We start from the raw sequence: 15516 nt of genomic DNA, 5'->3' as shown, positions 1-15516 counted from the left end.
TCTCCAGGTCTCAGCGCGTCGTTCATACTTCCTTCTATTTCTCCACACGATCTCGACAGGACAACTGTAACAGGAATTCTTCCCTTGTCGAGATAGAAGGAAGAGCCGCCCCTTTCGAGACGGCTCTTCCTTATTCTTGTCAGCGTTTTCAGAGTCGGTTCAATTCGACCCGTTTCCTGACACCCCTTACGGCGCCGCAAGCGTCGTCGCAGATACCGGAGTGGTGGGAGTGGAATCACCGGACGCATTTGAGGATGAAACACGGTACCAGTACGTGGTTGAAGGGTCCAATCCCCTGTCGGAGAAAACATCACCATCTTCGCCGACCGTGTCGATCTGCACATATGTTCCATCTTCTGCATCGCTGCGTTCGATTTCAAAGTGGGTTTCATTGTCAGATGTGTCGGTCCACTCCAAATCGATCCGTTCGCTTGAAATCGCGGTCGCCGTCAAACCGGTGGGTTTTGACGGCGGGCCGACGGCGGTGGTGACCGAAATAGGATCGACGGACGCCGACTTACCCAATGCGTTGAGAGCCGACACTTGGTACCAATAGGTCGTTGCGGCGGTCAAGCCGGTATTTGAGTAGGCTTCCACGTCGGCCGCAGTTGTGTCGATCGCGGTGTAGGGTCCTGCACCGGCTGTTGCGCGCTCGATCTGGAATCCGGTCTCGTTCCCCGAGTTGTCGGTCCAGGTCAGATCGATCCGGCTGCTGTTGATCGCCATACCTTCAAGATGGCTTGGCGCCGCCGGCGGCACATCGTGCGTTGTGGCTGAGACCGGGCCAACCCGATTCGATTGGTATCCACTGTTAAAGGCCAGCACACGGTACCAGTACAGCGTCGCCGGCGTCAAACCGGTGTCAGAGAAGTTGCTCCCATTGACACCGACCGTGCCCGCGGTGACATAGGGGCCGCCCGCGGCGATAGTCGAACGTTCGATGCGGTAACCGGTTTCATTGCGCGCGTTGTCGGTCCAGGACAGGTTGATTTGGTAGCTCGATTCGACCGTCGCCGCCAGATCAGAAGGTTCAAGTGGCTGCGGACTATCCGTCGTGGCCCAAGCAGTTGTGGTGGGATTGGACTCACCGGCATCATTATATGACCGCACGCGGTAGTAGTATTTTGTCGAGGCGGACAATCCCAAATTCGCATAGGTCGTCCGGTTGGGACCGACGGGAGTTATCTCGGTCCATGGACCGTTGCTCAATAAGCTCCGCTCGATACGGAAGCCCTTCTCATTGTCCGAATTGTCGGTCCAGCCGAGATCAATCTGGGTGTCCGAGGCAGGTGTCGCGACCAAGTTCGACGGCGCCAGGGGCATTTCATCCAATGTCGTCGCCCAAACAGCCTCCGTCGGTTCTGTTTCACCTGTGTCGTTATAGGCCAGCACTTTGTAATAGTACTTGGTTGATGGAGCCAATCCCATGTTGGAGTAGGTCGTCCGGTTCGGACCGACCGGCGTGATCTCGACATAGACGCCGTTTGAGGCCTGGCTTCGCAGAATCCGGAATCCCTTTTCATTGGTTGAATTGTCTGTCCAGCTTAGATTGATCTGGCTGGTGGAAACGGGCGTCGCGGTCAGATTTGATGGCTTCGCCTCCGGCATCAGATCTTTTGTTGTCGCGAAGACCGGTTCTGTCGGCTCCGTTTCGCCGGCATCATTGTAGGCCAAAACCCTGTAATAGTATTTCGTCGAAGCGCTCAGCCCCATATTCGAGTAGGTCGTCCGGTTCGGCCCGACCGGTGTAATCTCAATATACTGGCCATTCAGGGCCGTGCTGCGTTCAATCCGGAAACCCTTTTCATTGGAACAATTGTCTATCCAGGTCAGGTTAATTTGAGAGCTTGAGACCGCTGTCGCCGTCAAACCCGACGGTGCGCCATCCGGGAAAGCATCCAATGTCGTCGCATAAACCGGGGCCGTGACTGCAGATCCGCCGGCGTCATTATATGACGAGATCCGGTAGTAATATTTCGTCGAGGCGGCCAATCCCATATTGGAATAGGTTGTACGATTGGGTCCTACCGGTGTAATCTCGATAAACGTACCATTCAATGACTGGCTGCGCTCGATGCGGAACCCTTTTTCATTATTGGAATTGTCATTCCAGGTCAGGTTGATCTGGCTGCTTGACACCCCCGTAGCCGCCAGGCCCGACGGCGCCTCCGGCAAAACATCTTTCGTAATCGCATAAACAGGTACCGTCGGTGCTGAAGCACCGGCCGTATTGTAAGCAATAACCCGATAATAATATTTGGTCGAGGAGGCCAATCCGGTGTTCGAATATGACGTCCGATTGGGTCCAAGAGGCGTAATTTCTACATATTGTCCGTTCGATGCATTGCTGCTTTCAACGCGGAAACCATCTTCATTATCGGAGTTATCCGTCCAGGTCAGGTCAATCCTGTTATTTGATATTGCCGTGGCCACGAGATTGGACGGAGCCGCCGGCATTTGATCACCGGTTGTCGCCGATACCACTGTTGTGGGAGCCGATTCGCCGGCGCTATTGTAGGCCGTCACTCTATAATAGTACTTCGTTGATGAAGGCAGGTCTGAATTAGTGTACGTTGTTGTGTTGGCTCCAACCGTGGCGATCTCCGTGTATGCGCCGTTCAGAGCCTGGCCCCGCCGAATCCGGAATCCATCTTCATTATCGGAGTTGTCGGTCCAGCTCAGTTCAATCCGGCTTGTCGATCCGGCAACGGCGACAAGGGCGGATGGGGCGGTCGGCGGCTCCAAACCGGTTGTCGCCGAGACAGGGTCGGTGGAATCGACTTCGCCGATATCATTAAAGGCGGTTACCTTATACCAGTAGGTCGCCCCTTGGGATAGATTTGAATCGATATACTCTGTGACGTCCGGATCTACAGTGTCGATAATGCTGTACGGTCCCCCGCTGCTGGTGGCGCGCTCAATGCGGAATCCACTCTCATTATCCGAGGTGTCGGTCCAACTCAGTTCGATTTGATCAATTGATATCACCGTTGCCACCAAGTTCGTCGGCACTGTTGGTGCTTCATCCTCGGTTCTGGCGGAGACAAGGTTCGTTGGATCCGATGAACCGGCCTCGTTAACGGCCGAGACCCAGTACCAATAAGTGGTTGCCTTGGACAATGTCGGATCAGAGTAGCTTTCGGTATCAGGATCGACGACATCGATCTCACTATAGGGTCCGCCGACGCTCATGCCGCGCTTTATGACAAAGCCCGTTTCGTTGTCCGAGTTGTCTGTCCAATTCAAGTCGATTTGGCGGCTCGACGCAGCTGTCGCCACCAGATCAGTCGGTGCGGCCGGCACCATGAGAGGAGCTTCTTGAGCTGTCCCGATGCAAACGATGCTTTCACAATCCGTCCCCGTTTGAATCGAACACGTCAGATCACCCACAGTTTCCGGAGTGAACTCGACCGTAAGGGTCAGCGATTGACCTGGGACCAGGGTATGGTGTCCGGCGCCTGCTACAATCTCGAATCCGGCGCAATCGACGCTGATGTCCACTTCCAAATCAGCATTGCCGGAGTTTGTGATGATGAGACTATCCACCTTGCTCTGGCCGATCTGAACCACACCAAAATCAATACTGGAGGGAGCGAATCCGCAAATAGGACGGACCGCCGCCAGTTCGATCGTCAGGTTGAACTCCCCATAACCTTCCGGTATGGTGTCGGTCGACGCGCCCATGAAGAGGATATTCTCATTCGCATCGACGGCGGTCGCTGCAAAGTAGTGGGCACCCGGCTCTAGCTCAAGTGAACGTGACTCCAAAAGATTCTCATTACGGCTCAGCCGGTATTGATTCTCAGAGTCGTGATCTACAACCAACCAGCCGTGATCAACATCATCAGCATCCCGGCCAAGTTCGACGGTGAGTTTGATATTTTGCTCAGGATCGGCGATCTCATCGGAACATCCCCATATGAGGACCATCGCAATCAGAGCAACAAAAATGGGTAAATAGAATGAATTAGGCGTACGCACTTTGGCCTCCTTATTATTTTGGGATACTATGTTCGCCCTTGTCAGGAGCGGTCGCCTGGGTACTTCATCGACGCTTTTTCAGAGATCTGGACATCCTGAAGAGAAAAAACGGGGAAAATATATCGGAGAATGTTTACAGATATAACAGTGTATCTATAATCGAAACAATTAGTTACATGGCCCGTTGTTACCCTGGACAGATTGCGGTACCGAACGCACCTCTTAGCGGGACAGTATTGATGCAGATTGAGGATGAAGTTCCGGGGAATTGAATGAACTCATTGGCTCCCAAGGATGGGCAGTGATGCTATCCGGTCATTCATCTTCCGGAAGCTGCCCTGTCGCGCGCATCCAATCGGTCACCTCTCTCATCCGCTGGCGAAATTGAAAGGGCGGCTCGAAGGGTACGGGACCGGCGGTCTTGGCGGCCGCCAGCACTTCCGCCGCCTCTTTCGGAAAGCCGTTATCACCATAGTGATTCACCGTCTCGGAGGCCAATCGCGCGGCGACGATGAGGGCCGAGTAGTTTTTGCCATTCAGGAACAAATAACCAAGAGTCCGGCCGTAAGGATCCATTTGGTCGGCGCGGAGAAGCTCCACCTTTGTGGCTAGAGCGAAGGCCCCCATGGCGAATCCGGCGGCTTCCCGGCCGAAGGGTTGGTCAAAAGGAAGATTGTGGCCTATGTGCTGTGTCTCGGGCGTGTCGATGCCGAGGATGCGGATGATCTCTACATCGTCACCCCCCCATCGAATGGTGACCGTATCACCATCATCCACATCTATACTGTCGGGATTCACAGCGACCCGTTCCATGGCCGTTCGAGTCTGAGCCCGATCGTCCTGAGCCGGCAGATCGGGGGCGGAGATCATGAGACCCATAATGACAAACAAGACCAGTGAACAGGTGAAATAATGAGATTGTCTCATGAAATGTTGCTCCTTCATTACGGTGAATGGGCGTTTCCCCTTCGGCCAGTTTCTCGAACTCTTCAAGGGCAGTTTAGCACACCAGGCTGTATTCATTGCCAGGTCAAATTGAAGCGTGGGGTGCAGAAATTCAGGGCGTTTTCCAAGAAGCGGGGCGCATCTTCAGCAGCCTATTTGAATTAGAAGTCGAACTTCAGTTCCACCCAAACAGTTCTTCCATCCTGAAAGATGAGGTTCTGTCTATGCTCTGCAGAGCCGGGATCGCCGTAAATCTCATCAAAAAGATTGTGGACACCGGCCGATATCTCCAACCAATCCACGGCGGGACGACCGGATGCTGTCAGGTTTGCAATCCAGTACTCTTCAGCCATCGATCCTGCAAGTGTCTTCCGGCTGCCAATGTACTTTGCTTCGAATCCCGCAAGAAAATCACTCCAGGGCAGAGGCGCCAGGAGTTTAAGCTGGACAATGTGCCGGGGGGAGTTAGTGAGTTCTTCGCCGCTCTCAAAATTTTCTGACCGCTGCAGGGCATAGCCGGAATGAAATCTCCATCCACTGTCCCATCGGCCTTTCAGTTCCATTTCCAGGCCCTGAGCCTTAATGTGTTCGGAATTATCAAAAACCAGCAAATCATCCTCAGGGTCGAGTCGCTGGCTGATCAGATCCCTAATGTGATAGATGTAGCCCGAAGTACAAAATCGAAATACTTCATTGACCGATTGTTCCCAGACCATCTCGTAGGTTGTGATCGTTTCCGGTTCCAGGTTGGGATTCTGTTTCTGTGTACTCTCTCCGTCGTCATAGTAGAGCTCATAAGCATTCGGGCTCCGGAAAGCTTCACCATATAGGAGTTTGAGCGCGGACGTCTCATAGGGATTGAAGATCAAAGCCAAACGCGGGTTGGTGCTCCCACCGAAGGTTTCGTAGTGATCATAACGCATGCCGGCATTCAGCCGCAGCGTCGAGGAAATCTCGAATTCATCCTGAAGAAACAGAGCCCAGATCTTGGATTTCCTCTTATCGTCAAGATAAACTTCTTCGTCGTAGTTCTTTTGATCCTGCCGGAAATTGTCGCGATATTCGAATCCAGTGGTAATCCGGTTTCTAGCCCCCACTTGCCCGGAAGCCAGCAGCTCATTGCCCCACCACTCTCCGAGAACGCGGTCTCTGTTGACCACCAGATACCTTTCATCCTCATCACCATAATCAAACTGGAAATCACCATCATATTCATATCGATCGTAGAAAAGCCGCGATGTCACACTCCATTGACCGTCGAAAAGATGAGCATACTTCAAGTCCAAGTAGTAACGGGTATCCACACTTAGGTTCTTGGAGCTATTGAACTCTATTCCCCATGGCGCGGCAGGTATCTTCTTTTCCCGTGATGAGGAAGCGCCAACAAGCGTAAAGTCGCCGTAAGAGAGTTTGGTAAAGAACCTCCTGTTTTTATCTCCATCCCCACCCTCCGCCACCCCATTGTTTGTCTCCGGATCATCGAACTCCTTGAAGTATAAATCTTGACCTCTGCTATCCAGGATCGATCCTGAAAGGATCATTGACAGCCCATTTCCCATCTTGGCGCCATAACTCAATCGGCCCCTGAATGTCTCAAAACTCCCAGCCCCACCCGAAACCTCAAAACCGTTCAATGCCCTTCCATCTCTCGTGACCACATTGATCACACCCAAAAAGGCATTCGCTCCATAGAGTGAAGAAGCCGGGCCCCGAATGATTTCAACCCGCTCGATGAGGGCGGCATCGAGCAGGAATTCCGTTCCGATCGTCGCCTGATCGTAAATGTTGTCATTGATCCGATGTCCATCCACCAGCAATAGAACCCGCGTATTATAATCCCCTGGTCTGTTGAAACCGCGTACACCGAGATACTCATAGTTTCGATCATTTGTGGTGAAGAAGCCTTGAGCGCCGGCCAGAATACCGGCGAGGGTTCGATAACCGAATGCCGCTATTTCATTGCGCTCAATGATTGTTACAGATGCGGGAGCTTCCGTCGTCTTTTGATAGAATCGTGAGGCACCCAGCACCGTCTCTACATCAATGAACAACAGCTCCTCAAGACTCATATCGAAGAACGATTCTGTAATCTCCTTTTCCTGTTTCGTTGGATTATCAGCAAGGGCAACTGGAGTCCAGACGAGACAGAGAGGCAACAGGATCAAAATCAGCAGAATGTGGAATCGGGGTAATTCCATCAAATATCTCGTAAAATTCCTATTCCACCCTGTAAGGTGGAAAATATTTTCCACATATCTCAGCTGCATTCCCATTACAGATTCATCGGCAAGGGGATAGCTGATAGTAAGGACCAGCTTTCCCCACGCAATTGAGCAGTGCCATGAAAAGCGGGGCTCTATTCCCATAAGACCAGGCCCATCGGGGTTAACGCTATAAGTGACTTCACTATGGCTCGGCACAATGTCGATTCAGACATCGGGACACCTGTTCCGGTCAGGGGTGCAGGCCCGGTCGTTTATGCTGAAAGTTACGCCAAGCTAAAATTCCTTCAATTTGCCGCACCGGTAGGCTTCAAGCGCCTCCTTTACGGTCATCTCCCCCGCACCGACAAAAACCTTGATTCCGGTGGATTCCAATACCGCGGCGGCGTTGCCACCCGGTCCGTTGCCCGTTATCAAAACATTGGCGCCGAGTTCCACCAGCTTCTGTGCCGCCTTGGGACCGGCCCCGTGGGATTCCTTCTCGATCGCGCTGTTGTCAAAGGTCTCGATCTTCTCCGTCTTTTCATCGAAAACGAAAAAGAACCGCGTCCGGCCGAACCTGGGATCCATTGATGAGTCCCATTCGGTCCCTTGTGTTGTAAAAGCAATGCTCATTGCCGCCTCCCGTTGTGAAAAAAGAGGGTCATTGGGCCCTCGGGGTTCAATCCATCCCAACAATTTGACGTATCGACGCCCAACAGGCGCTGATGCGCTCTTTCAAAGAGGAATCCCACTCCACGATCGTTCTCCCGTTGGTGATAGCCGCGGTAAACGAATCGTCATAGGGAATCTCCGCCAGATTCACGATTTCTTCCTGGTCAAGGAAGGATCGCAGTTCCCGCAAAACATCCTGATTCAAGTCGGCCTTATTTATGATGCAGCCGGCTTTGATCCCGAATTTATGTACAAGATTATAGACGCGCTTCAGATCATGGAGTCCGGAAAGCGTCGGCTCCGTCACCATGACGGCGAGAGAAGCCCCGGAGAGAGAAGAAACAACCGGGCACCCAATCCCTGGAGAGCCATCGACGAGGATGAGGCGCCTGCCTGTCTGCTCGGCCGTTTTCCTGGCCTCGTTCTTGACTTTGGCCACAAGCTTCCCGGAATTGTCGGCCCCGCTCTTTAGACGGGCATGCGCCATCGATGATCCGGTCCTGATCTTGGACAGATACCAGTTGCCGACATTCTGCTCCACATTAGTAATGGCCTTCTCCGGGCAAACTCGTGCGCAGTATCCACATCCTTCACAACTGATCGCATCGACAATGTACTTCCCATCGATGACCGGGATGGCATCATAACGGCAAACACCTGCGCAGGCGCCGCAGCCCGAGCAGAGCTCTTGATCAATCACCGCGAGTTCACCACTGTAGAAGGCCTCGGCGATACCGAAGTCCGGTTCAAGCAGAAGATGCATATCGGCCGCATCCACATCGCAATCGGCTACAACTACATTCTTTCCTCCTAGAACAGCGAAGGAAGCGGTGATTGATGTCTTTCCCGTCCCACCCTTCCCCGAAATAACAACGATCTCCTTCATGATTCCTGTCCAATCGAGTGATTGTGGATATAGGCAACAACAGATTTCACCGCGTCTCTCACCTCTGTCACTTCCTGGTAGAGAAGACCACCGGCGGAATAGATCTCAGCGATCTTCCTGCTGTTGGGGATGCGCGCGATCAGGTCTATGCCCTCTTCCTCACAATAGCGAGTAACCTTATCATCCCCGATTCCGAAACGATTAAGAACCACGGTGAACCTTTTCTCAAGATGCCTAACCGTATCAACGGCCAGCTTCAGATCGTGAAACCCGAAAGGCGTCGGCTCGGTGACCAGGATCACCAGATCGGCATCTTTGGTGACCTCTATCACCGGACATGATGTGCCCGGCGGCGCATCGAGGATTTTAACAATGTTTTCAGGGAAACCCCGTTTGATATAGGCGAGGGTCTGCTTGATCAATGGAACGGCCTGCTCCTCTCCTATCATCAATTTGCCCTCGATAAAATCAAGAGCCCCTGTCTTGAGATGTTTCAGTTCACCCATCGGTTTGGTGGTCATCGGAAGGGATCCTGTAGGACACAACTCTGAACAGGCGAAACAACCGTGGCAGAGCTCTGGAAAGACCATCACGCTGCGGGGCATGGCAAGGACGGCGTTGAAATTGCAAACAGTTTGGCAATTGCCTCCATGGGTGCAGAGGTCTTTATTCCATACTGGAATCATTTTATATGTTGTTTCGCGATGGTGAAGACGGCCCTGTACAAAGAGTCCTGAGTTGGGTTCTTCAACATCCAGATCGGCCAAAACAACGGATTCTGATTCGGCCATGTAGAAGGCCAGATTGGTCGCCAGGGTTGTTTTTCCTGTGCCGCCTTTTCCGCTGGCGATAGCGATCTTCACTCTGTTTCCCCGGTCTTCTTGGATCTGTTGAGCAGCTCCTCCCGCACCATGGGCCGGTTGCATTCAGGACATTTTAGCCCGGTGCACTTAACGCCACGTTGATGGGGGACCTTCTTACCGCACTTGGCGCAGATGCAAAAGCCTCCGGCGCCGAATCCACCGCCCTTGTTCCGACCCTGACCGCCGCCAGCGGAACCCTGGCCCTGACCGCGGCCGCCGCCACCACCGCCACCGCCGCCACTTCTTGAACCACGTCCCTGGCCGCCACCACCGCCACCACCGCCACCGCCACCGCCACCGCCACCGCCGGATCCACGTCCACCTGGCATATGACACCTCCTCCTTAAGTTATAATGGTTTAAACGCAAAAGCGCCGGTCATCATCTACAGAGACGGCCAGGCGCTACTTCCTATGATGATAGTTAAGGCAGCAATCCCCATGTCCATATGCGTTGGCCATGTCCATCAGGTTCGAAGAACCGCAGCTGGGACATTTCTCCAGCGCCAGATCAAAGGCCGAATTGAACATGTGTTGACAACTTTGGCACCGAATGAGATTCCCTCGAAAATGGACATCACCCCCATCGATCCGAAGATGCCTGCCCTCAATCAGGAATTGAGCCATCTTGTAGCGGGCCCTCTCCGCCAAACGGGAAAACGTCGATCGGGAAATATCCATCTGATCAGCGGCCTCCGCATGATCCATGCCCAAAAAATCGGCCAACCGGATCGCTTCAAATTCGTCCAGGGCCAGCCAAAGAGATTCCAACTTGCTTCCCCTGATCCCCGCTGGTTTGAAGTCGGAGAAAAAGGGTGGGCAATAAACCGACCTCTTCTTCCGTGGTCTTGGCATTCAGATGTCTCGCTTTCTTTTCCTATTTACGCACATATGTGCATAATAGCAAGAGGAATTCCACGCGTCTTCTCGATAATCGCCGGGAGAATCGACTCCTTGGAAAGATCACGCATCGACTCTAACTGATTAATTTATAACATGTTGGGCGGCCCACCCGTGGTTGTGGCGCCAACGATCGATTATCGATCACCGCTCGATTGAGTGTCTATTTCTTGACCACACCGGATGAGTCACCTCCGGGGGGAGGATCTTGTTCGATTCGGATCACGGGATCAAGCGTGTCCGATCCGAGAATAACCGCGTATTTATAATCCCTCATTGGGGTCCCCTCTCTGAGTTTTTTATAAGTCTTTGCTTCCTCGGAAGAGAACTTCGATTCGGTGAAGGGATATTCCTGATTCTCAAATTCGATTCTAAAATCTTTTCCTGAGGGATTTTCCCATCTGATTCTGTCTTCTGGATTTGCACGGAGAGGATCGGGAGTGGCGGCGATCTGCCCATCCTCATGCGAGACGACTACTGTCCGAAACCAGAACTCATTTTTAAATGCCGCCCCATTAATCCCGGGATCCCTATCAATGATGTACAATCCCCACCCGGAGATCATAATGACGGCGCCGAGTGCAAGAACCCACCCATTGACTCGATATGACTTCACGGCATCTCTCCTTTCAATGTTTCAAGATTAGTTACCGTCGGCATTTCCTTTCACAATATTTCCTTCACAATTTCTTGAAAACGGCTTTCCGGCCTCCATTCATCAAATATGGGGGAATCACGAAGCCAGGAAACCGGGTACCCTCCCGCAACCGATTTGCCAAGCCAATCCAACGCCTTATCGCTCTCGTGGAGCTGCCAGAATGTCAATGCAGCGCAAAACTGGATCATGGGATTTTCGGGATCACCTGCGAGCGCCGCCTCGAGACATATCCGGGCGCTATCGGGTTTGTCAATCTTGGGGTAGATCTGCGCAAGATTCGCATAAATCATGTAGTTTGATGGATATGTCGAGAGGGTCCTGCGGCCGAGACGGATCGCTTCAACATAAGCCGCTACGGCCTTCGCCCGCTTGTCCGGGGCCCAGTAGTAGGCATCTCCGAGATTGAGCCAATCCTGATATTCGGCGAATTTATACTGAAAGACTTCGTTAAAGGTCTGAATGCAGCGATCAAAATCTCTTGTGTTAAAGTAAGTGACTCCTAGATTCCCCAAAGCTTCTGCATTTGGATGAAGCGCGATCGATCTCTCGAGATTTTCCGCGGCCTCCCCGTAGTCCCCGTCGAGAACCTGCATCCCTCCCAGGGCTTGATAACCTTTGTATAAATCGGGAGCCAGCCGGACCACTTGTCGGAAAGCCTCACGCGCTTCCTCGATGCGGCCGCGCCTGTAATAAATTCTGAACGCCAAATACCACTGAGGCGCCCAATGGTTTGGGTTCAATCGGGCGGCGTCCAGATAGACGCGCTCCTCTTCATCGTCGCACTCGAGAACTCTATAGAAGAGTCCAAGGTTTGCGAGGGCCACATCGTCGTATGGGTCAAGGGCCAAAGCAATGTTCATCTCTGCTGCGGCAAGGTCTCGCTTCCCTTGATCCCAGTAGATGAAACTGAGCCTTTTGTGAGCGTCACCCAGGCTATCATCCAGCGAGATCGCCCGGTGCGCGGCCTGCTCTCCCCGCCCGAGCCATGCCGCATCCCCCATCGCTTTATACATTAGGCGGCAACCCCGCGCCACGCCGGCATAGGAGGGGGCGTGATCCGGATCAATATTCGTCGCCCGTTCGAAAGAATTCACGGCTTCAAGAATTTGGATGGTGTCAGCTGCGGCGACAGCATCACGGTTGCGATGAATCTCCAGAATCCGCCCCAAACCGGCGAGATAAAACTGAAGTGTTCCGGCCCCTTCGGTTCCATAAATGATGAGATGCCTTTGTGCAGGACTCCCGGCGGACAGACCCAGCATCTCCGCGGATTGCACAAAAGCTGCGTTGATAAATTCGCCGGGTCTTGAGAGGGGGGCTTCAATCGTGCGAAATCGAAGCCGGCGGCCCGAGACCGGATCCAACAGCCTCAGTGTCCCTTGCAGCTTGCGTCCATCACTGAGGAGAAGGGGCGCGATGACGAGATTGGCGCCTAGAAGCTCGCGGCCCTCCGAAGGCGTTTTTATGCCTAATTGAATCGTGTTCATGAAGGAGGCCACCTGAAGGGACGGATCACCTGAGAGCCCCGCCAGGCCGGAACCGAGGAGTCCCGAAATGCCGAGCGCTATCTCCTTCAAATCCTCTTCATTGCCGGAACCTATTTCAAAGGGCAGCAAGAGAACATTCTTTTGTGATGGCAGTGGATACCATCCGAATCGCTCCCGAATCTTTTCTGGTCCTCCAAGGAGAAGAAAGAGTATAACGAATATCGCTCCGGCGGAGGCCAACAAGACCTTGGTCATTGGCGCCTTAAACACAACAGGTCGCGTGGGTTCATCTATCCGCGCAAGAGGAGTAATCTCCTGCCCACCCCGCGACTTTTCCAGATCATGAAGGACCTCCTCGGCCGTTGCGTAGCGGTCATCCGGCCTTTTAGCCAGCATCCGCAGCACAACCGTAGATAGAGAGGGCGGAACCTCCTTGTTTAAATCGGTGGGAACACCCGGTTCGGTATTAAGGATTTCTTGGGCCACGGCGTGGAACGTCTGGCCGCGGAAAGGCCTGATCCCGGTCAGCAGCTCGTAAAATGTAACTCCGAGTGAAAAGATATCGGTCCGTTCGTCGATATCGCGGCCCAACAGGACCTCGGGGGCCATATAGGGCGGCGTCCCACCGAATTTTGGATCCTGGAATGATTCCGTTGTGAGGGTTTCCGTCTCCCGCTCAGAGGCAAGCGGTTTCGCCAATCCGAAGTCGAGGACTTTAACACCACCCGACCGTGTGACCATGATGTTCTCGGGTTTGATATCCCGATGAAGAAGGCCCTCTCTGTGGGCGACGGCAAGCGCTTGTGCGCATTCCACGGCAATGGGCCAAAACTCTTTAATGGGTGGATGCTGATGGATCAGCTCCCGGAGGGTTCGTCCATCGACGTGCTCCTGGACAAGTATCACATCACCGGCAAGATCAAGGACGTCATAAACGGAGGCAATCCTTGGGTCGTTGATTTTGCCGGCCCGCCGGGCTTCCCTTAGGATGCGGCCTCTCTCAACGCCTCCCCCACCCCGGTCACGGTTGATCCTTTTCAGCGCCACCTTGCGATTTAAGAGGGGGTCATTCGCCACATAGACTTCACCCATTCCTCCCCGTCCAATAAGTGATTCAACGAGATAACGGCCCACCTTTGTGCCTGTGAGATCGGTGGGAATCTCTCGTGGAGAGCCCGAATCTATCGGCGAATCGGCCATGCTTTCACCCGTTGGTTCGTCCAAAACTCCCATCTAGGTGGCCGGCTGATCAGGGGAGCGTCTGCCGTTCTTCCTGCCGCATTGGACCAATGCTGATGACGACCCGCCGGTTCATGGCCCGCCCCTCCGGTGTATCGCTTCCAGTCAGCGGCCGGTACTCCCCGTAACCGATAGCCGACAAACGCTTCCCGGGAAAGCGATGTTGATCCTGGAAATAATGTAAAACAGAGTGGGCCCGCGCTGATGAAAGTTCCCAATTGGATGGGTATTTAGACAAGTACTGATTCGCAATCTGGACATCGTCGGTATGTCCCTCGACAAGGATCTCACGATCAGGATGTTCCTCGAGCACACCAGCGATCCTGTCAAGAATGCCCTTTCCCGACGAGGTGAGACGGGCGCTTCCCGAAGAGAACAGGACGGCATCGGGCAGCGTGATAACTGTCTTCGAATTAATCTGCTCGAGGTAGAGCTCCTCCTTCTCGCTAAACTCGGCCAAAACCTGGTCCAGCTCAGCTGTCAGATTGGCCGCTCTGGCTTGCTCTTCAGCCAGTTGTTGCTCCGCCTCATTTAGCCGTGTGGTGAGCGAGGTGATCTCCATCTGCTGCTGCTCCAGAAGTTTTTTATTTGATGAGCAGCCGGCGGCAAGCGCCGTGATGAGGATGGCGGCCAGTATCTTGTGGACCGCATTCATCTTGTCCCCCTTATTCTATAAAACAATCTCTGTTGGCGGCTCGTCGCAGCCTTTGCGCACTATCTTGACTCCAAGACTATTATCGGGCTTCCAGCCTCAGATGCAAGGCGGCGGCCCTCCACGCCGGATAATCCGCGAATCATGGCGTGACTCACCGGCGAAGGGTCCCGATCGTCCCTTCTATCGGATCAAACTCGAGTCGACGGATAGACAATCGCCCCCTCCTGAAGAGGGGGCGATCGGGTCAGGCATTTTCATTCTAATTAATTAAGATATAACATCTTCTGCTTCAGGACCTTGCCATCGGTCACCAAGCGATAGAAATAGAGGCCACTTGAAACCTTCTCACCCTGCGCATTTTTCCCGCGCCACACAACTGTATGGAACCCAGGGCTATACTCGCCTGCGGCCAAGGTTTTGATCAGTTGGCCCTTGATGTTGTAGATCCCCAGCGTGACCCGCTGGGCGGTGGGTAGACCGAACTCGATCCGGGTCATTCCGGCGAAGGGATTCGGCCGGCTTCTTCTGAGGATTAGAGAAACGGGAATCTCCTGCTGACCCTCGACCCCACTCACGTCGACAATCGAGAAGTCGGCGTCGGAGATGTCACTGCCCTCGTTCGACTCGGCGTCGACGCAGACGACTCTGATGCGGCAGTCCGGCTCATCGACGTCGGGCACCGCCCACTCGAAGCTCGTCTCGCCGGCCAAGGTCGCCAGCGTGTCCGGATAGGTCGACCCGCCGTCGATCGAGAGCAACACGATCGTTCCCGTGACAGCGATATTATCGCTGGAGGTCCAGGTGATCGTATAAGCGCTCAACGCGTCGATCTCTTCTCCGCCGTTCGGCGCGACGACGGCTACTTCCGGCGCTGTCCCATCATGCGGGATGATGCGGAAGTCGGCGTCGGAGATGTCACTGCCCTCGTTCGACTCGGCGTCGACGCAGACGACTCTGATGCGGCAGTCCGGCTCATCGACGTCGGGCACCGCCCACTCGAAGCTCGTCTCGCCGGCCAAGGTCGCCAG

12 protein-coding genes are annotated in these 15516 nt (G+C 53.7%); all 12 read right to left on the bottom strand.

Annotation, left to right across the window (positions count from 1 at the left end; genetic code table 11):
* Nucleotides 1-186: 186 nt before the first annotated feature.
* On the bottom strand, nt 187-3981 hold the full coding sequence (locus KJ970_11685; protein ID MBU2691579.1) for a fibronectin type III domain-containing protein: 3795 nt from the start codon (nt 3979-3981) through the stop codon (nt 187-189).
* Nucleotides 3982-4296: 315 nt separating this feature from the next.
* Nucleotides 4297-4908: a thermonuclease family protein gene (locus KJ970_11680; GenBank protein ID MBU2691578.1), complete on the bottom strand. Its 612-nt coding sequence runs from the start codon at nt 4906-4908 to the stop codon at nt 4297-4299.
* Between the two features lie 179 nt (nt 4909-5087).
* A complete protein-coding gene (locus KJ970_11675) occupies nt 5088-7124 on the bottom strand; it encodes a TonB-dependent receptor (protein ID MBU2691577.1) in 2037 nt (678 codons plus the stop codon).
* 300 nt (nt 7125-7424) lie between these two features.
* Entirely contained in the window at nt 7425-7763 is a 339-nt protein-coding gene (locus KJ970_11670) for a NifB/NifX family molybdenum-iron cluster-binding protein (protein MBU2691576.1), read from the bottom strand.
* Between the two features lie 46 nt (nt 7764-7809).
* On the bottom strand, nt 7810-8688 hold the full coding sequence (locus KJ970_11665) for an ATP-binding protein (GenBank protein MBU2691575.1): 879 nt from the start codon (nt 8686-8688) through the stop codon (nt 7810-7812).
* Complete coding sequence (locus KJ970_11660) at nt 8685-9551, bottom strand: ATP-binding protein (protein ID MBU2691574.1); 867 nt, start codon at nt 9549-9551, stop codon at nt 8685-8687. The genes KJ970_11665 and KJ970_11660 overlap by 4 nt, the downstream gene beginning before the upstream one ends.
* A complete protein-coding gene (locus KJ970_11655; protein MBU2691573.1) occupies nt 9548-9880 on the bottom strand; it encodes a hypothetical protein in 333 nt (110 codons plus the stop codon). Before KJ970_11655 ends, KJ970_11660 begins: the two co-directional genes overlap by 4 nt.
* 74 nt (nt 9881-9954) lie before the next feature.
* Nucleotides 9955-10404, bottom strand: a complete 450-nt coding sequence (locus KJ970_11650) for a DUF134 domain-containing protein (protein ID MBU2691572.1) — start codon at nt 10402-10404, stop codon at nt 9955-9957.
* 208 nt (nt 10405-10612) lie between these two features.
* Nucleotides 10613-11065, bottom strand: a complete 453-nt coding sequence (locus KJ970_11645; GenBank protein ID MBU2691571.1) for a hypothetical protein — start codon at nt 11063-11065, stop codon at nt 10613-10615.
* A gap of 50 nt (nt 11066-11115) precedes the next feature.
* Nucleotides 11116-13827 carry a protein kinase gene (locus tag KJ970_11640; protein MBU2691570.1) on the bottom strand — a complete coding sequence of 904 codons (2712 nt, stop codon included), beginning with the start codon at nt 13825-13827 and terminating at the stop codon, nt 11116-11118.
* A gap of 16 nt (nt 13828-13843) precedes the next feature.
* Nucleotides 13844-14488 carry an OmpA family protein gene (locus KJ970_11635; GenBank protein MBU2691569.1) on the bottom strand — a complete coding sequence of 215 codons (645 nt, stop codon included), beginning with the start codon at nt 14486-14488 and terminating at the stop codon, nt 13844-13846.
* A gap of 263 nt (nt 14489-14751) precedes the next feature.
* Nucleotides 14752-15516 (bottom strand): T9SS type A sorting domain-containing protein (locus KJ970_11630; protein ID MBU2691568.1); only part of this gene is annotated, 765 nt, incomplete at its 5' end.

The organism is Candidatus Eisenbacteria bacterium (assembly GCA_018831195.1).
Lineage (GTDB): Bacteria > Eisenbacteria > RBG-16-71-46 > CAIMUX01 > JAHJDP01 > JAHJDP01.
This window is presented reverse-complemented; position numbering and strand designations above follow the sequence as displayed.